The organism is Candidatus Defluviilinea proxima (assembly GCA_016721115.1).
GTDB classification, from domain to species: Bacteria; Chloroflexota; Anaerolineae; order Anaerolineales; family Villigracilaceae; genus Defluviilinea; species Defluviilinea proxima.
The window spans coordinates 2410002-2427880 of sequence record JADKIW010000001.1; the positions used below are offsets into that span (position 1 = coordinate 2410002).

Below are 17879 nucleotides of genomic sequence, written 5' to 3' on the forward strand. Positions count from 1 at the left end.
CAGCCTCCTTTTGGAATAAATGATTGGATAAGGGTTTTGATTAAAACAGATATTCAGTTGAGTTTCAAGGGAAATTACACGTTTAAGAATAACATCTCTCTCGTTTGACGTAAGAGTATCCAAGTCAGCGTGATATATAAAAGATATGGCAGTATAAAATATATTGGTAAAACTGCAGCAGAGACAAATAAAGCTGACGATGCTCCTGCGAACAAAGTAGATGATTTGGGGAAAGATAAGAAGGGGGTGATTACTTTGATAGTCAATAAAATTGGGAGAAGTAACACGGTCAGATCATGGTAATGAAGGTGTGGTGCAAAAAATAACGCTCCAATAATGGATAGTCCCAATAAATGTTCGTCTGGCATCTTGACGCGTGACCACATTACGATAAGAAGTCCAATTCCAAAAATATACCCACCCCATGAGATAAATCTAATGATGGTCTCGTCAACGAAGGGAAATATGCGAAGAAGTAGGCCTAGCAAGTTGAACATCACTGCTTGATTCATGCCAAACCAATTTCCTCCAGCAGTGATAAGCAAAACATCAACAAATTCCTTTGTGCCACTTGTTCCCAATATCGCGATACTGAACACTACAAGAAACAGGGTTGGTGTGAAAAAACGCCACCAAACCCTTATAAAACGGATAAATATGGGAATTGCTAACGCCAGAAAAATGTGTGGCCGCACCGTGACCAATGCCAGACCCATGCCAGCCAGCCAATCATTTTTTTTCAGAATACCAACACTTAACAGCGCTACGCCAAAATAAAGGATGACCGAATCTTGCCCCATCAAAAGGCTGATGAAGAATGGATAAAAAATTACTGCTCCACCCAATAAGGTTAAGCTATCAAACCAAGATTGATCAGGAAAGTTTGAACGAAGAAAAATAAGAGTCCCGGTTATGAATAGCGTGAGAAGAATAATGACCCACCGTATGAATGAATCAACATAACTTGAGCTGACCAGTAATCGAAGGAAGGGGACCAAATACGGTATATGGTTGTAGGGAAGGATCTGGCCTTCTGGCATATCGGAGCCAACAACCTCCTCCTCGATCTTTTGCTGAAGGTCGAGGTTGTATACAGATGAAAAACCAAACATCTGGGCAACCCGCCCTGCTGAATAAAAATGAATAAAATCTGCTCCTGTTGGCGCAACAGGATTTGAAATCATTTGAATCCATTGCATTGCAAACCAAGTAACGAGCGAAAATATTACTGTGATCCGTGCGATGCGCCAAACGTCAAGTTTATTCATTGATCTCTGCCAGTACACCCAATTCTGCCAACGCCTCCATCACTTTTTGAATGGCTCCACTTTTGACTGTTACTGCTGTTGGACTTAATACTTCGCCCAAATATTTTGATGCCTTTGATTTGCGCATCTCTTCCAAAATCTCGGGCCTGCTCAGCCTTAATATGACTTGAGTCTCCACCCGGGCCTCTGTGCCATTAACTTCCCAGCGTTTGAGTGCCTGCACGAGCGAAGGTGGAACTTTACCGCTCGTGTGTTTGACAAGCAATGCCAATAACTGTTCGGCTTTAAGCCCCTGTTCTTTGGCTTTGGTCAGCGAGTTGGTCGTAATGCGATATTGATATGCGTCTTTCTTTTCTTCATTCCATTCGCAGAAGCGTGAGATTTGATAGCGAACAACACGTGGGGCAGTTCTTTCTACGCTGATTTTTCCGTTTGAGGAAACCGATACCTTGCCCTTTTCGTCGAATGTTGAACGGCCAGTGTCTGATGTGATTCGAAATGCAGTGACCTCTGTCGCTCCCTCTGCAATTGATAAATCCACACGCCCAAGCCAGTGAAGGATGTTTGTGATGAAATACTTGATAAGTGCGCCGTCCACCTGATCCCAGTAGGAGAAGCCACGCAGAAATTGTCCATCGGATGCGCGTTTGATGAACCATGAATCGTAGTCACCGGCGGGACGTTGAAAGTCGGCATACTTTGTTTTGATGTCGCGGATAAAAGAGTTGAGACTCCACCATTTATCTTCGGGAATGGCATCGAGCAAATTGAGTAGGAATTCGCGTGTTTCAAATGGCTGATTTGTCCATTCGCCTTCGCAGACGATGCTGGGCATGAGCTTGAGTTCGTTGAAAGTTGTACTTTCAACCCAGGCATCTTGCAAGATTTTCAACGCTTCATTGCGTGGGGCTTCGAAAAACGCTTTGACAGCTTCAGCTTGGATGGTGTTTTTCTTGATGAGTTTTGCTGATGTAAGCAAACCATGGAATCCAGAAGCTCGTGTGCCCGCTAGGGTATGCTTCTGGGTATTCGCCAGCAAGCTGGCTGAGTCCATACTTTTACCCATGCGTAGTGCGGCAAGTAAAGTAGTTACATCATCTAAAACGGAATCGTTTGCGAGAATCTCTTGGCCTTTTTCGCCGGGAGATGCAGGGCGACCAAGCGCTTCGACCTCGATAGGCGGCTCGTTATCTTTACTGCTTTCGATGAGGAGCAATAGATCATCAGGGATGTAAGCAAATTCTTGTGAGCCTTTGTCGGTTTCGAAGAAGGCTTTGGCGAGTATGCCGCGATAGAAGAGAGCTTCGGAAGTGGAAGATGGTTTAAGGTGTGGACGCTCCCGATCGCGTTTGCCTGCGCCCATTTCGCGGATGTCGCCGTATTTGCGCGTGAAGGCGGGCCATGCGATCCGTCCGCCTGAGTTGACGAGGTCGGTTATGGCAAGATCCACTTGAGGGGAGAGAGACTCCATTAATTCAGCGAGCAGTTCAAAGTCGAGGAGAGAGGCGGATAGTTCCTCGCGTGCTGAATCTACATCGACAGAATTCAGTTCGATGCCCCAGAATTCTGCGATGATACGGAGATGTCCAATATCTTGTTTGAGAAGGGAGTGAATTAGATCAGGCATGGGGTAAGTATACAAGTAGACGGGGAACGAGTCTACTTGTATACGTGTGTACTTTACCCTCTTACTATTCTCAATGCATTGGGCAGGACCTCAAACGACACTTTACGGAGGTCAGAGCCGGGGCCGGAGTAGATCTCGCCATCAGCATGGATGTACATTGGGCGATCTGCGGTGATCGAGAATTTTTTGCACGTGCCCATTTTGACTTCTTTGAAGCGGCCATGTGTGCCTTTTAGCACTTCAGGTACGATACGGAACATCATGGCGCGGCTGACGTTGGTGATCATGGCGTAGTGGAGGACGCCATCGTCAATTTTCGCTTCAGGAGCGATGAGAAAGCCGCCACCTTCGCGTGGACCATTACAGAGAATAAGGTAGATAACGCTTTGTTCCCATTTTTCACCATCGGATTCGATTTGCATTTGGATGGGGTTGTGATCGAAGATGATGGTTTGAATGACGGCTGTGAGGTACATGATGAAGCCGCGCAGAATGGGGAGGCGGTGTGAACGGATGGTGACGGTTGCTCCGAAGCCAATGCCGAGCGTGTTATCGAAATATTCTTTGCGCCCATCTGCATCGGTCATTAAGCCGAGGTCAACCAGGGATGGCTCACCATTGATGGCATGTGTGAGGGCTTGTGTCGGAGTTGTGGATATGCCGATGCCGTGTCCAAAATCGTTTCCTGATCCGGCAGGGACAATGCCAAGGATGGGACGTTTGTTTTCGGGGATTTGCATGAGGCCGTTCATTACTTCGTGAACTGTACCGTCGCCGCCCATGGCAATGACCATATCGTACCCTTCGGAGTTTTTTGCCAGATCAATGGCGTGACCAGGGTAGACCGTGCCGCTCCACTCTATGCCACCGTGTTGTTCTGTGACGGAGCGTAGGTCGCGGGCGATGCGCCAGGCGTTGCCCATATCTGCCATGGGATTCAATATGATCTTGATTTTGCGATGCATAAGGACATTCTCCTTGTGATGGGAATGTCACTCTGAATGACGGCAAGGGGTCTCTACTTTGAGCATATGAGACTCCTTGGTCGTAACAAACGCTCCCTCAGAGTGACAGATTTTCACAAATTATAACCCCCGTAAAATCAATCGGAGGCTATTCGCCTCCGATATTGTGTGTTGAGATGGGACCTGTGACACCGCGTGCCATTTGGAAAGTACCGCGGTTATGCTTTTTGGCTTGATATAAGGCCGCATCCGCCGCGCGCAGAAGGTCAGGTCCGCTACGGGCATGGACGGGGAAGATGGCGATACCGCCGGATATCCCTAGTTTGAGTTTCTTTTTGTCTGGCAGAATGAATTTGAGTTTCTTCATGCCTTCCACGATCTTCTCTGTCACGATCTTGGCTGAGGATATATCTGATTGGGTCAGAATGAGAGTCAATTCGTCGCCACCGTAGCGCGCTAGAAAATCTGTATTGCGGACGCCACGTGCCATTTGCGAGAAGACCAATCGTAGAACATCATCGCCAACAGAGTGGCCGTAGGTGTCATTTATGTCTTTGAAGCCGTCGAGATCCATCATCACAACTGCAAAGGAGTAGTTGTTGCGGCGGGCGGATAGGACTTCCTCTTCGAGGCGTTCGTCCAGTGCGCGGCGGTTGGGGAGGCCGGTCAATGTATCGCTGTAAGCCTGACGACTGATCATCTGGTGAAGGTTGGCGTTTGAAATCGCAACGGCCGCTTGATCTGAAAGCAGACTGAGTAAGCGCAGTTCAGAGGATGGGAATGGACCGCTGATCGAGCGTGCTAGATTCATCACGCCAACAACGGTCGAGCCGACTTTGAGCGGGATACTGATGATCGAGCCTTGCCATTCCTTTGGGGCATTGGCAAAGATGGGATGACTTTGCATATCCTCCACGATCATTGTTTCACCGGTACGAGCCACTGTATAGGTGAGTCCATTTGATCTTGGCGTGGACCATGCCTTGTTACGATTGCCATCTGAATCGAGCGCGGCACCGAACGACAGTTTGTGATTCTTATACAGGAACATATTCACATCGCGCGCATTCATGATAAGGCGCATCGCTTCGGAGACGACCGCATCCAACACATCCGGCAAGTCGAGGCTGGATGTGAGATTAATGCTCAACTTCTTGAGAGTATCGAGCTCTTCTGTTTGTTGTTTCAACATGGACAGTAGTCCATGGTTGTTGATCAATAGCTGTGGAAGGGCGTCCGCGTCCATTGCATCAGGAGAATATTTTTCTGCGGATGTAGTTAGGAGCGCAAGGAGTTTGACGAGGGTGTCTTTTTCATTGGCTGGAATGTTACTCTCATCTAATAATTGGCGGGCATTTGCCAGAATTTTGTAAATTTTTTCTTTCATGATTTTTAATGATGTCATTATAGCAATTCGGCCATTTTCCAGTATTACATGCACGTTACAGTGCCTGATGGGTTAAAATGGCTGTTACCTATATCTGGAGGATACAGTGTCTGATACCCCTATACCTGTCTCTGCAACCCCTTTGAAGCCGCGTTTGCGCGGTATTGTGATCGGCGCTTCTGATGGACTTGGCGCCGCACTTGCACGAAAACTTGCCCGCGAGGGATATACCCTCGCATTAATTGCCAGAAGTCAAGACAAGTTGAATTCCCTTTGTGACGAGATCAAAGCAGGTGGACAACATGCCATTGCTTGTGTGCATGATGTCAGTGAATATGATAAAGTGCCGAGTCTGCTTCGTAAACTTGTTGCTGAGTTGGGCGGCCTTGACCTGGTTGTCTTTGTCGCTGGCGTGAATTATCCGCCCGGTGGGATCGATAAATACAACTTTGAAAACGACCGCAAGATGATCGAAGTCAATCTCATCGGTGCGATGGCCTGGCTTACGCCCATTGCTGAAATGTTCCAATCTGCCAAAGCAGGTCAGATCGTTGGCATCGCATCTGTCGCGGGTGACCGTGGCCGTGTGGGCAACCCCGGTTATAACACATCCAAGGCAGGGCTGGCAACATATCTTGAGGCATTACGAAACCGTCTGACACGCCATGGCGTTAATGTGTTGACGGTTAAGCCGGGTTTCTTGAAGACTGAAATGCTCAAAGCGGCGCAAGGAGCTACTCCATTTGCGATCGAGCCCGAAAAGGCCGCCGACGATATCGTCAACGCCATGAAGAAACGCAAACAATTGATCTATACTGCGCCTATCTGGCGCTGGGTCATGCTGGTAATACAGCATGTGCCATCGTTCATTTTCAGAAGACTATCTTTCTAAAGGAAAGGTGACAGTCACTTTTGGAAGTGGCTGTCACCTTATATTCATACCATGTCCCTTTCTCTCAGTACGTTCACAACGCTTGAAAACTTTGGCCACTCTTTAAAATCATCTTGTTATCGAATACAAGTTAAACAGGTCGAAGATATTCAAGAAGCTTTTCTCACTGCAAAGAAGCTCGGCCTCACCGTTACGGCGCGTGGCACGGGCATTAGTTATAACGATGTCTCGCTCAATGGCGGCGGCATTGTGTTGGATATGTCGGGGATGAATCAGATTCTCGAATGGGATCCAGCTACCGGCTACGTCCGATGCGAGGCCGGGGTCACGCTCCAACAATTATGGCAAACGGTCGAGCCCGATGGTTGGTGGCCTCCTGTTGTTTCGGGTACGATGAAGACAACATTGGGTGGGTGTCTTGCCGCGAACATTCACGGTAAAAATAATTTCAAAGCGGGTCCCATCGGCGAGCATGTGACCGGGTTCACTGCGATCCTGCCCACTGGTGCGTTAATCACTTGCTCACCCAAAAAGAATGCGGATTTGTTCTACTCGATGATCAGCGGACTTGGGATGTTGGGCATCTTCGTATCTGTGACCATGAAGATGAAGCGCGTCTATTCTGGACTGATAGCTGTGGACGCGCGCCCTGTGCCGAATCTCCACGAACACTTGAGTGACCTACTTGAGAACGCGCCTCATTACGATTACATCGTGGGCTGGCTCGATACATTCCCCAGTGGAAAACATCTTGGCCGCGGACAGATCCATGCCTCGCGCAATTTGAAAGAAGGCGAAGACGCCAACGCACAAGAGACATTGCAACTCAAGTATCAGCACTTACCTGATCGTTTATTTGGTGTGATGCCTAAGTCGTTGTTGCATTACTTTATGAATCCATTTGTGAACAATGTAGGTTGGCGGGCGGTAAATATTGCCAAGTATGTTGCGAGCCAGCGGAAACATACGTTCCGTCAGTCACATGCGGAGTTTCACTTCTTGTTGGATTATGTCCCTGATTGGGAACGCTCGGTTGGGCGAGGTGGATTGATCCAGTATCAATCATTCTTACCGAAAGAGACTGCCGAAGATGCCTGGCGCGAGATGTTGCTTCTCTCACAGAAGAACGGACTGCCTTCTTATTTGGGCGTGACCAAACGCCATCGCCCGGATAACTTCCTGCTCACGCATGCCGTGGATGGCCTATCACTTGCAATGGATTTCAAAGTGACAGATAAGAACCGCGCAAGATTAGGCAAACAATTGCAGGAGTTTGATCGTATCGTCCTTTCAGCGGGCGGGCGATTCTATTTTGCCAAGAACAGCGAGACCTCCGCCGAAAGCACGCGCAAGTTTTTAGGTGATGAAACAATCGCCAAGTTCAAGAAACTCAAGAAGCGTTGCGACCCGAACGGGTTGCTGGAGTCCGATTTGTATCGGAGAATATTCAAATAACATGTAGGGACGGCGGCTGCCGTCCCCTACGATTTATATTATGAATTTTATTGTTGAAGATTTGGGCCTGATCGAATATGAATCCGCGTGGAAGTTGCAGGAGCAATATGCGACGGAGATCGCGGAGGGGAAGCGCTCGCCGACACTTTTATTGCTGGAGCATCCTCACGTATATACGTTCGGGCGGCGAGGAAAGCAGGAGAATTTGTTGTGGGGCGAATCGCAACTCAAGGAAAAAGGGATTGCGGTCCATTGGGTGGATCGGGGTGGCGATGTGACGTATCACGGGCCGGGGCAGTTGGTAGGGTATCCGTTGTTGCCGTTGATTCCGTTAAGACCTGACAGGTCTTCACAGGAATCTAACGATCAAAGCATTGTGCCTTCCTATGCGCCCGACCCGACTCTCAGTACGATGAGACCTGTCAGGTCTGTACCTGATGCCGATTATGTTGGTTACGTCCGCAAGTTAGAGAAGGTATTGATCAGCACGTTGGCAAATCTCGGCATTGTGGCGGGTCAACGCCTCGGCCTCACAGGCGTTTGGGTACAGGCGGATGTGTATTCACGTTGCACGCGTTGCAAGCCCGAAGACCGCAAGAAACCAGCCAAGATCGCGGCAATTGGTGTTAAAGTGGACGCGCGCGGCGTGTCACGTCATGGCTTTGCGTTGAATGTGAATCCAGACATGGACTATTGGGATGGTATCATCGCGTGTGGGTTGCAGGATGAACCCATCGTCTCCCTCGCGGACCTGTTGCCTGCTCCGCCCTCGATGGAACGAGTCAAAGCGGAAGTGGTGAAAGCGTTTGGAGAGATATTCTGAACTGATGGGTGATTGAGAGGGGAAAGAAAAATTTGTAAATTTCATCATTCTTTTATAGGAGAATATATGGCTCAACCTCAAGCTAGAATTAATCGTAGGGATTTTCTGAAGTTGATGGGGACATTTGCGAGCGTAGCAGGGGCGTCAGTGGCGGTGACTGCTTGTGCGCCGGAACAGGTTCCAGGTCCAGACCCGACGCGGGTGGTTCCTCCTGTTGTCGATTCGACCAGCGTCCCGCCTGAGCCTGTTTTGCCGCCGGTTCCATTGGGGATCATCGCATTGAATCGCATGGGATTTGGTCCACGACCGGGCGATTTTGATGCATTCAATCTATTGGGCGGGACAGATGATGAACGTTTGCGTGCGTATGTTGCTCAACAACTCAACCCTGATTCGATCGACGACAGTGATTTTGAAGCGCGTTATAACGCGGCAGGTTTCGAGACCTTACATAAAACGCAGGAAGAATTGTATTTTGACCATATTGCCAATAACCCCTACGACTCGAACGATGATGCGTATTGGGATTGGTACAGCAAGCCAGCTCATGAGCTTGTGGATGCAACCTTTCTGCGAGCAGTGTATAGCAAGAAACAACTCGTAGAGGTGCTGGCAGATTTTTGGCACAATCATTTCAATGTCTATTTTTGGCAGGATGATGGTGTGCCGTTGCTGGTCTCATACAACCGTGACGTATTGCGTAAACATATGTTTGGTAATTTCCGTCAAATGTTGGAAGCAATTGCAACGCATCCATCCATGTTGTATTACCTGAACCAAAACAATTCGTCTGATGCAGGGCCGAACGAAAATTTTGCGCGCGAGCTTTTTGAGTTGCACACGCTTGGGGCGGAGAATTACCTTGGGGTGCGCGACCCGAATACGGTCGAGAAAGATGCGAATGGCATCGCTATCGGGTATGTTGATAACGCGCCTGATCAACTCAAGCGTGTTGTAGAAGTGATCCTACTTTCACCTGAGTTCCGTGGATCATGGGGTGCAAAGATCAAACGTCCCATCGAAGCGGCGATCTCGATCATGCGCACTCTTAACGCAGACTTTACCAGATTACCCGGCGGCATCCCGTGGATGTGCTCGATGATGGGGCAGCCCATCTTCGAACGCCGCCCACCGGATGGTTACCCAGATGTGAAGGAAGCCTGGGCCAATTCCATGTCACTGTTGTATCGCTGGAATTTTGCTGTGGGCATCTCTGAAAATTGGATGGACGACGAAGAGCAGGGACGCATCATCCGTACCGATATTCTGGGGCAAACACCTGTAGAGATTCGCACCGCTGAATCCCTTGCGGATTTCTGGATCCCTCGCCTTTTGAATCGCACCATGTCTGAAGCGGACCGTCAGGCCGTGATCTCGGTCATGGCGCAGGATCATGGCCCGCAGGATGAACTTGATCAGGATCACATCAATTGGGTTTTGCCCGCGATGGTGGAAGTGATTCTCATGAGCCCCGATTTTCAATGGAAATAATATTTGCTCACAGCGCCGTCCTCGGCGCTGCCCTTGTCGCCGAGGACGGCGATAAGAGCGAAGGATAATAACTATATGCCCTCCCTCAAATTTACTCGTCGACACTTCCTGCAAGGATGTTCCTCCGCCATTGCCGCACTGGCTGGCGCACGCCTTACCAACGCCGCATTTGCGCAACAGGATGACCCAACTGATACGCTGGTCGTTGTCTTTTTGCGTGGCGGTTGGGACGCACTCAACGTTGTCGCGCCAATTGCTGGCGATGATCGCGGATACTACGAAGCTGCACGTCCCGATATCAAGATCACGAACCTGCTTCCTTTGAACGATCAATTCGGCATGCATCCTGCGCTCGCGCCGTTGCATGAACTGTATCAACAAGGAAAAATGGCCGCCATCCATGCTGTGGGGCTGAACTACGATACGCGTAGCCACTTCGATGCAATGGAATATATCGAACTGGGTACACCCGGTTCAAAGAGCACCACCTCAGGTTGGATCACACGTTATTTGCAAAGCACCGGCACAACATCCATTTTGCCTGCGCTTTCCACCGTAGGTGCTCCATCGTCCTTATTGAATTATGTTCCGACCGTAAATCTCAACGACCCCGGCGATTTCTCGCAATGGGAGAACGGTCTGGCTGTATCTCAACAAAAAGCCCTGCGCCAGATGTACAACGGCGAAACCCTTCTGCATCGCGCTGGTTTGCGTACTTTAGAATCGCTTGATATTGTGCATCCGCTTGTGGAACAGGAATATCAACCGTCCAATGGCGCATCCTACAACGACGATGAACTGAGTCAACAACTCAAGACTGTTGCCCGCATGATCAAATTGGATGCTGGCCTGCGTGTTGCTACAGTGGATTACGGCGGCTGGGACACGCATGAGTACGAGACCGATGGCAATGGCGGGTACATCGCTGAACTGCTTGGCAACCTCGCCTCGGGCCTTTCCAATTTTTACCTCGATCTCGATTCGGGATACACAGACCGCCTGTCAGTTGTTGTGATCAGCGAATTTGGGCGGCGCCTCGTGCAGAATGAAGATTACGGTACCGATCACGGTCACGGCAATGTTATGTTCACACTCGGTGGCGACGTCAACGGGGGGCAGGTTTACGGCACGTGGCCCGGTCTGCATAACGATCAGCTTTACGATCACGCTGACCTCGCCATCACAACCGATTACCGTCAGGTCTTGAGCGAACTTCTCGCGCGGCGTTTGCGAAACACAAATGCGGGGACGATCTTCCCCGGTTTTGCTCCATCGGGTGAATTGGGAATCTTCCGCTCGTAGTTGTGGAATAAAAAAACAGGCTTCGCGTCTTTTTGGACCCGAAGCCTGTTTCCGTTTCGATAAAGCTTTATGCCGCTGATTCAGCTGTCGCTTTGGCAGGGACCGTGTTCTCTCGTCTCCAAAAAATGAATGTGACGATGATATAGGCGAAGTAGGCGATCATCTCGGTGAGAGACGGGTTGCCGTTGTAGCCGAAGAGGGTCTTGAGTAATTGACCAACGACGGAATTTTCATCGAGGATCATGTTCACATCCCAAATATGTTCGACGATAACAGGGATCCAGCCGACCTCGTTGAATTCATGGACGCCATGTGCTACAAGCCCAGCCGCGAACAGGATGAGCATAATGCCTGTCACTTGGAAGAAGCGACGCAGATCGAGGCGGAGTGTGCTGGCAAAAATAGTGTAGCCGAGTAATGCGGCAGTGCCGAGACCAAGGATCGTGCCAGCCAGTGTTTGGATGGTATTGGACATCAGTTGATTTGGATCACCGGCGAAAAATGCGGCAGTGATAAAGATGGCAAGCTCCACACCTTCGCGGACAACCGCCATGAACGCCAGCCAGAAGACAGCACGTTTGCCGGTGGATGAGGCGGCTTTGTTGACACCATCTTCGAGTTCACTCTTGAGGAAACGGGCTTGTTTGCCCATCCAGAAGATCATCCAGGTAAGGATGCCCGCCGCGATGAACATGGTGATGCCTTCAAAGATCTGTTCAGCGCCATCTTCAAGGGACATGCCAAAGCTGGTGAGCACTATAGCGGTAAGGATGCTTACTACGACCGCGCTCAATGTGCCGAGCCAAACGGACGAGGTAAGGTCGGTGCGACGGATCTTGCTGACTGCGCCAAGGACAATACCGATAATGAGGGCGGCTTCAAGGCCTTCACGTAGGGACAATAAATAGGTTGCTAACATTCTCGTTAAATACTCCTATTGAGATGTGATTTGTCTAGTTGCCGATGTTATAATCTATAAAACTAGAAACAACCATAAACTTGTTTGATATTATGTTTCACCCAGGGTGAAACATTTTCGTATGTGGAGAGCGTTTGATGGCAACACCTGCAATGCAGAGATATGCAGCCGAGATCTTTCGGCTTCAACAAGACACCCCTTATGTTGGTTTGGCTGAGTTATCAGAGAGTGCGAATTCATCCCAACAGGCTACTGCCCGCATGGTGGGGAAGATGAAGGATTTGGAATATCTCGAACATGAGTTGTATCGAGGAGTCCGTTTGACGAGCAAAGGCGAGAAGATCGCCATGCCCGCCCTGCGACGTCACCGTTTGGTGGAAGTGTTTTTGGTAAAGGTGATGAAATACGGCTGGGACGAGGCGCACGAGTTATCGGATACGTTTGCGTTGGGCGTCAACGATGTGGTCGAGGATCGCATCTTCGAGATCACAGGCAAACCGACTCGTTGTCCGCATGGAGAGCCAATTCCAAGCAAGGACGGGGCCATGCCGGTCGTGAAAGATGTGCATCTGTTGGATGTGCCTTCGGGCTCGGATTGCATCATCAGCCGCGTGCGGACTCATGACATGGAGAAGTTAAGGTATTTTGCTGAGTTGGGATTTGTGCCGGGCGCTCCGTTCCATTTGTTCAGTTGCGCGCCGTTCAAAGGTCCGTTGCGCTTGCAGATGAAACCGCACGATCATTTGATCGGATATGAGTTAGCTGACGCCTTATGGGTGGAAGTGACGAAAGAGGGCGAGGGGAATAAACTCCCGCCGAAGAAGATTTAAACGCGGTTAGTAGTAATTGGTAATTGAAACAGCCTCCACACGGAGGCTGTTTTTTGAACCACGGAGTCACGAAGACACTGAGAAATTTTAAACTCCGTGCCTCTGTGTCTCCGTGGTTAAGATTTGGCTTATGGCACAATTTTCAAGCTATTGAGGAAATACTCATATCCTTTTTCGAATTCGCCACCACGCTCTTTTTCTGCAACGCTAAAAAATACTTCGTAAAACTGGTCTTTCACAGTGAAAAATGCAGACCTATTAAACATTAATGATGGAGAGTGTTCGGGGTCGTTTGTTTGATATTCTAATATGCTGGCATCATACCCATCTATCTTAATTCTGTAATCGTTGAGTAGAGTAACCCAATTTGTCACGCTCTGCTTTTGCTTGCTATAGTTTTGTTTGCGTAATGCGATTTCCGCATCAGGTGTTTGCCCGGGTTTTACTGGTAAAAATAAAATGCTAATATACCCAAAGTCATTAGACGCGATATGTGACTCGCCAGGTGCTTGGGTTGGAGCAATAAGGAACCTTGGTTCTCCCAGGAAAAGGGTTGAATAATATGTTTTATTATGTTCTTCAAGAAGCCATGAGCTTGGATAATCAAATTCAAGATGGACATTAAACCCATCGGATGGAGTGTAGTGAAGATATGGTGGCAATGCGGTAGGGGCGGCCTTGAGTGTTAATATCCCGCACCCAGCAAGCATAAATATGATTATGCTTGCTGACAAACTTCCCCAAACGTAAAGGTTTTTTGTTTTGTTCATGTTTATTCCCCAATAGGTTGTTGAAAGATCTACTTCCTGCCCTTTTTCGCCTTCCCCTGAAACGCCGGTGCATCGATCAACACGTAATTACAAAGGCGCTCATCCAACATGCGTGTGATGATGCGCTCGTCCACTTGATGTTGTTCGAGGCTTTCCTTCGCAACTGTGATGACGGTTGGTAGTTCGGCGTTGTATCTGTAATTCAGCAGTTGATGCAGTTTCTCTTTTGCCCACGGCGTAGCAGACTGGGAACCGAGATCGTCCAAGACGAGCAATGGCGCAGTGCGCACTTCGTCGAAGCGGCGGTCGTAACTTGTCCCTGCATTGGGACTGAACGCTGCACGCAAATGATCAAGCAGATCAGGGACCATCACAAAGAGGGGAGGGTCACCGAGTCCTGCGCGGTAGTTGGCGATGGCCGCGGCGAGATGAGTCTTGCCACAACCGTACGTCCCTTCGAAGACGAGCCAGCCTTTCGGCTTTTCTGCAAATCCATGCGCGGCTTTGAGCGCTCTCTGCAGGGACTTGGCCTCGTCCGTTCGGAGGTTTTCTTGTGAACGATCTTCAAATGTGCCGAAGGTTTTACTCGTCAACAGATCAAGCGAGGATAATTCGGGATGGCTTGTATCCTGCATGGGACGTCGGAAGTCGGGAGCGCTAATTCGAAATGCTGAAACAAGCTCGGGGTCAGAAAGACGCGAGCGGATGCGCGGTTCGATCTCGTCCAGTGCGAGGTTGGTCGTGATGACGGTCGAAAGTCTGTTGATGTAACGATAGTTGACGATCTGGAATAATTTTTCCTGTGCCCAGCCCGTTGCGTTCTGCGTGCCGAAATCATCCAATACCAAAAGTTTCGCGTTGCGAATTTGATCGAAGCGTTCTTCGAAGGTTGTATCTTCTGCACCATACGCGAAACGCAAGGCGTCGAGCAGATCGGGGACAGTGAGGAAAAGAGTAGGCACGCCCATGCCAACCACAAAGTTTGCGATGGCCGCGGCCAGGTGTGTTTTTCCACAACCGTATCCACCTTGCAATAACAACCAGCCGTTCAAGTTCTGAGCGTAATGATGCGCGTGGTTATAAGCCATCTCCAACGAAGTGGATTGCATCTCACCGAGACCTTTGCGCCCGCGTGGCTTGAATGTTTCGAAGGTCAGTTCCTTCAACTCATCGAGATGACTGAGCGCAAACAACCGATCACGGATCGAGTCGGTGATGTTGGCGCGGCGGCACGTGCAAACCTCCAGCCTGCCAAAATCAGGATGCCCCACCGGCACATCCACGCGCAAATACCCAACGCCGCCGCAAATCGGACAGTCCGGGTCGCCGGGTAATTCATTTCTTCGCGCGTTTTCGAAGCTGTTCGATCTTTCTGTCGAGGTTCTGTTCGCCAGGTTTTTTATTGTCGCGTCTATCTTGCTTTTCGGCACGGCCTTCTTCCTTCCAGCGTTTCAAAATCGCTTCGCAATATTTCCAACTGCGTTTGTTATTTTGTACGGCAAGCTCGATCGCATCTGCGATCCAATCGGATTGATACAGTTCTTCAGCATCTTTCAAAGTATCCGCGATCAACGGCGTCAGCGGACCGATATTTTCTTCGTACAGCTTGAACACGTTCGGGCGTTCCACCGGCGGCATCGAACTTCCTGCTTTCGGATTCCATTTGCCGCTTTCGATGGCTTCAACGGCGGCTCGTCCGCGTGGGGAATTCAATAGGAAATAAACCGTCGCTTCTTTCGTAACTGTGAGTAGGCTCCCGCGCTTGATCGCTTTCTCCAGCCCAAGCTTGATCTCCTCAGCGCTCAACCCCAACTCTTTCACATCGAAATCCATCTTGCTCAATGCCCGAAACGGACTGTCCATGTGCTCAACGCGCCACAGAAGGTAGAGAGTCACTTTTAATTCTGCCGCATCATCAATTTCTTTCAGTAGTTGATGAAACAACGAATCAGGGACTTGCGTAAAGGTTTCAGAGTCGGTAAAGCCTTTGAATTTTGTCATTTATATTTTTTATTCCTGTAGGGACGGGCAGCTGCCCGTCCCTACAGGACATCATAATTATTCGTTCGGCTTGAACACCCGCGTTGCCGCGTTCTCGAACTTCGCCTGTTCACCACGGAAGACCAATTCCACGCTTCCCACGGGACCATTACGATGCTTTGCTATGATGATCTCGGCCACGTTTTGTTTGACCGTGTCCTTTTCATATTGATCGGGACGGTAGATGAACATAACGATGTCTGCGTCCTGTTCGAGCGAGCCTGATTCGCGTAAGTCTGAGAGCACAGGCTTTTTGTCCGAGCGTTGTTCGACGGCGCGGGATAACTGTGCCGCCGCAAGGACCGGGACGTTCAATTCGCGGGCCAGCACTTTCAAACTGCGGGAGATGTGCGACACTTCCTGCACGCGGTTATCGGTGCGAGTGTCACCGCCCATCAACTGGAGATAATCCACGATGATGAGATCGATCCCAAACTCCATGTGCAGGCGGCGGCATTTCGTACGGAGTTGAAGCGGGGTGATGGCCGGTGTGTCATCGAGATAGATGTGTGTATCGCCAAAGACTTCGATGGCGTGCGTGAACAACGGCCATTCGTTGTCGTTTAATTTACCTGTGCGCAAACGTTGCGATGAGATACCAGTCTCTTGCGAGATCAAACGTTGCACCACCTGGTCATTGGACATTTCCAAAGAGAAGATGGCCACGTGTTTCTTGTGCGTAAGCCCGGCGTTCTTGGCGATCGAAAGCATGAAACCCGTCTTACCTTGACCCGGGCGACCTGCGATGATCAACAAATCGGAGGGTTGCAAGCCGGTCAACATCTTATCAAGGTCAATGAAACCTGTTGGCACGCCGACGATCTCATCGTCGCGTTTTGCGAGGTCATCGATTCGGTCGTAGTATTCGCTTAATACACTTTTGATCGGCTGAAGGTCGTGTTTGAGGCGCCGTTCACTGACGTTGAAAACTGCCTTCTCCGCTTCGTTCATCACATCTTCAACGCTTGTCTTCTCGTTGTATGCGATCGAAGCGATCTGGTTCGCGGCTGTGATCATCTTGCGTCGGACGGAATATCCCTCAACGATACGCCCATAGGATTCGGCGTTCAACGAAGATGGCACCTGGTTGACGAGTGTCGTCAGGTAGGCGGGTCCGCCCACTTCGCCCAATTGGCCTCTTCGCTCCAATTCATCGGCAACAGTCAACAGGTCCACAGGGACGCGTTGTTCGTGCAGGCTGTTGAACGCTTCCCAGATCCATTTCAGTCTATGAATGTAAAAATCATCGGCAGTCAAAAACTGCGCGATGTCATAATACACTTCTGGGTTAATGAAGACCGCCCCTACGACGGCTTCTTCGGCTTCTCGGTTGTGCGGGACTGCCGTTGATGTAGCGGGGGCGGCGAACTCTTCTTGTGGCAGATAATCGGTCATTTTTTCTTTGGCTGGTCCGGTGATTCGTCGTCGCTGGGATTATTTTTATCGTCGAGCTTATCGAGATCGAGCTTGCCAAGGAAATCTTCAAAGACGGACAAGCGTGCGCTTCCTTCTTCAGACAGTGGGGCTGGTTCGCTTCGAGCAGGCGCTTCTTCGCCTTCGGGCAAATCCTGCTCAGGCAATATGCCAGCCTCATCCATCACGCTCTTGTGGACAAGGATCGGCACATGCGCACGGACAGACAACGCGATGGCATCTGAAGGTCGTGAGTCAATATGGATTTCACGTCCATCGGCCTCGGCCACGATGTTGCCATAGAAAATATCGTTTTGCAGTTTGATGATCTCGATGCGCTTGATCTGTGCATTGAACGAGTCAAAGATGTTCTTGAGCAGATCATGCGTCAGCGGGCGACTCATTTCCACTTCCTGTAAAGCTACGGTGATCGCTTCCGCTTCATAGGGACCAACCCAGATGGGGAGGTAGCGCTCAGATTCTTTTTGTTTTAAAACGACAAGGCGTTGTGGGGTCATTAAATGTACACGGACGCTGTCTATTTGAACTTCGATCATTTCAGGCATGGGTTCTCCAAATAGTGATGAATGTATTTTAGCATATTCAAGTGTGGATGTGGGAGTTACAGATGGAATGCAGATTTTGCATGGGCACAAATTCTGCGAAAAACCAAAGATGGGTTACATCTTTTGCTCTT

Annotated in this window: 16 protein-coding genes; 6 read left to right on the top strand and 10 right to left on the bottom strand. The window is 49.7% G+C overall.

Annotated features, from left to right (window positions below; all coding sequences use genetic code 11):
- Window positions 1-74: 74 nt before the first annotated feature.
- The 4 genes from IPP66_11235 to IPP66_11250 form a co-directional block, all read right to left on the bottom strand.
- Complete coding sequence (locus IPP66_11235) at window positions 75-1199, bottom strand: DUF2029 domain-containing protein (protein ID MBK9925854.1); 1125 nt, start codon at window positions 1197-1199, stop codon at window positions 75-77.
- Window positions 1200-1260: 61 nt separating this feature from the next.
- Window positions 1261-2895 (bottom strand): helicase-associated domain-containing protein, encoded by a 1635-nt coding sequence (locus IPP66_11240; GenBank protein MBK9925855.1) that lies wholly within the window; start codon window positions 2893-2895, stop codon window positions 1261-1263.
- A gap of 53 nt (window positions 2896-2948) precedes the next feature.
- On the bottom strand, window positions 2949-3860 hold the full coding sequence (locus IPP66_11245; GenBank protein ID MBK9925856.1) for a diacylglycerol kinase family lipid kinase: 912 nt from the start codon (window positions 3858-3860) through the stop codon (window positions 2949-2951).
- 148 nt (window positions 3861-4008) lie between these two features.
- Window positions 4009-5247 carry a GGDEF domain-containing protein gene (locus IPP66_11250; protein MBK9925857.1) on the bottom strand — a complete coding sequence of 413 codons (1239 nt, stop codon included), beginning with the start codon at window positions 5245-5247 and terminating at the stop codon, window positions 4009-4011.
- A gap of 106 nt (window positions 5248-5353) precedes the next feature.
- Between IPP66_11250 and IPP66_11255 the strand changes: the two genes are divergently transcribed.
- The 5 genes from IPP66_11255 (at window position 5354) to IPP66_11275 (ending at window position 11210) form a co-directional block, all read left to right on the top strand.
- Complete coding sequence (locus IPP66_11255) at window positions 5354-6139, top strand: SDR family NAD(P)-dependent oxidoreductase (protein ID MBK9925858.1); 786 nt, start codon at window positions 5354-5356, stop codon at window positions 6137-6139.
- Window positions 6140-6190: 51 nt separating this feature from the next.
- Window positions 6191-7594, top strand: a complete 1404-nt coding sequence (locus IPP66_11260) for an FAD-binding oxidoreductase (protein ID MBK9925859.1) — start codon at window positions 6191-6193, stop codon at window positions 7592-7594.
- 40 nt (window positions 7595-7634) lie between these two features.
- Window positions 7635-8417: a lipoyl(octanoyl) transferase gene (locus IPP66_11265; protein MBK9925860.1), complete on the top strand. Its 783-nt coding sequence runs from the start codon at window positions 7635-7637 to the stop codon at window positions 8415-8417.
- A 66-nt stretch (window positions 8418-8483) separates the two neighbouring features.
- Entirely contained in the window at window positions 8484-9908 is a 1425-nt protein-coding gene (locus IPP66_11270; GenBank protein ID MBK9925861.1) for a DUF1800 family protein, read from the top strand.
- 75 nt (window positions 9909-9983) lie between these two features.
- Complete coding sequence (locus tag IPP66_11275) at window positions 9984-11210, top strand: DUF1501 domain-containing protein (protein ID MBK9925862.1); 1227 nt, start codon at window positions 9984-9986, stop codon at window positions 11208-11210.
- Between the two features lie 67 nt (window positions 11211-11277).
- Here the strand turns inward: IPP66_11275 and IPP66_11280 are convergent, their stop codons facing one another.
- On the bottom strand, window positions 11278-12129 hold the full coding sequence (locus tag IPP66_11280) for an FTR1 family protein (GenBank protein ID MBK9925863.1): 852 nt from the start codon (window positions 12127-12129) through the stop codon (window positions 11278-11280).
- Window positions 12130-12266: 137 nt separating this feature from the next.
- Here IPP66_11280 and IPP66_11285 point away from each other — a divergent pair, with 137 nt between their 5' ends.
- Window positions 12267-12959, top strand: a complete 693-nt coding sequence (locus IPP66_11285) for a metal-dependent transcriptional regulator (protein ID MBK9925864.1) — start codon at window positions 12267-12269, stop codon at window positions 12957-12959.
- Between the two features lie 128 nt (window positions 12960-13087).
- Here the strand turns inward: IPP66_11285 and IPP66_11290 are convergent, their stop codons facing one another.
- Genes IPP66_11290 through IPP66_11310 form a run of 5 tightly spaced genes read right to left on the bottom strand, consistent with a single transcriptional unit; the run spans window position 13088 to window position 17739 of the window.
- Entirely contained in the window at window positions 13088-13729 is a 642-nt protein-coding gene (locus IPP66_11290) for a hypothetical protein (GenBank protein ID MBK9925865.1), read from the bottom strand.
- Window positions 13730-13758: 29 nt separating this feature from the next.
- Entirely contained in the window at window positions 13759-15159 is a 1401-nt protein-coding gene (locus IPP66_11295; GenBank protein ID MBK9925866.1) for an ATP-binding protein, read from the bottom strand.
- Window positions 15065-15730, bottom strand: a complete 666-nt coding sequence (locus tag IPP66_11300; GenBank protein MBK9925867.1) for a DnaD domain protein — start codon at window positions 15728-15730, stop codon at window positions 15065-15067. Before IPP66_11300 ends, IPP66_11295 begins: the two co-directional genes overlap by 95 nt.
- Before the next feature lie 57 nt (window positions 15731-15787).
- On the bottom strand, window positions 15788-17164 hold the full coding sequence (gene dnaB / locus IPP66_11305; GenBank protein MBK9925868.1) for a replicative DNA helicase: 1377 nt from the start codon (window positions 17162-17164) through the stop codon (window positions 15788-15790).
- Window positions 17161-17739 carry a bifunctional nuclease family protein gene (locus IPP66_11310; protein MBK9925869.1) on the bottom strand — a complete coding sequence of 193 codons (579 nt, stop codon included), beginning with the start codon at window positions 17737-17739 and terminating at the stop codon, window positions 17161-17163. Before IPP66_11310 ends, dnaB begins: the two co-directional genes overlap by 4 nt.
- Between the last annotated feature and the right edge of the window lie 140 nt (window positions 17740-17879).

Coding starts and splice junctions, on each gene's coding strand:
- IPP66_11235 (MBK9925854.1), bottom strand. CDS start 1,199: ATGCAATGGATTCAAATGATTTCAAATCCTGTTGCGCCAACAGGAGCA.
- IPP66_11240 (MBK9925855.1), bottom strand. CDS start 2,895: ATGCCTGATCTAATTCACTCCCTTCTCAAACAAGATATTGGACATCTC.
- IPP66_11245 (MBK9925856.1), bottom strand. CDS start 3,860: ATGCATCGCAAAATCAAGATCATATTGAATCCCATGGCAGATATGGGC.
- IPP66_11250 (MBK9925857.1), bottom strand. CDS start 5,247: ATGAAAGAAAAAATTTACAAAATTCTGGCAAATGCCCGCCAATTATTA.
- IPP66_11260 (MBK9925859.1), top strand. CDS start 6,191: ATGTCCCTTTCTCTCAGTACGTTCACAACGCTTGAAAACTTTGGCCAC.
- IPP66_11265 (MBK9925860.1), top strand. CDS start 7,635: ATGAATTTTATTGTTGAAGATTTGGGCCTGATCGAATATGAATCCGCG.
- IPP66_11270 (MBK9925861.1), top strand. CDS start 8,484: ATGGCTCAACCTCAAGCTAGAATTAATCGTAGGGATTTTCTGAAGTTG.
- IPP66_11275 (MBK9925862.1), top strand. CDS start 9,984: ATGCCCTCCCTCAAATTTACTCGTCGACACTTCCTGCAAGGATGTTCC.
- IPP66_11280 (MBK9925863.1), bottom strand. CDS start 12,129: ATGTTAGCAACCTATTTATTGTCCCTACGTGAAGGCCTTGAAGCCGCC.
- IPP66_11285 (MBK9925864.1), top strand. CDS start 12,267: ATGGCAACACCTGCAATGCAGAGATATGCAGCCGAGATCTTTCGGCTT.
- IPP66_11290 (MBK9925865.1), bottom strand. CDS start 13,729: ATGAACAAAACAAAAAACCTTTACGTTTGGGGAAGTTTGTCAGCAAGC.
- IPP66_11300 (MBK9925867.1), bottom strand. CDS start 15,730: ATGACAAAATTCAAAGGCTTTACCGACTCTGAAACCTTTACGCAAGTC.
- dnaB (MBK9925868.1), bottom strand. CDS start 17,164: ATGACCGATTATCTGCCACAAGAAGAGTTCGCCGCCCCCGCTACATCA.
- IPP66_11310 (MBK9925869.1), bottom strand. CDS start 17,739: ATGATCGAAGTTCAAATAGACAGCGTCCGTGTACATTTAATGACCCCA.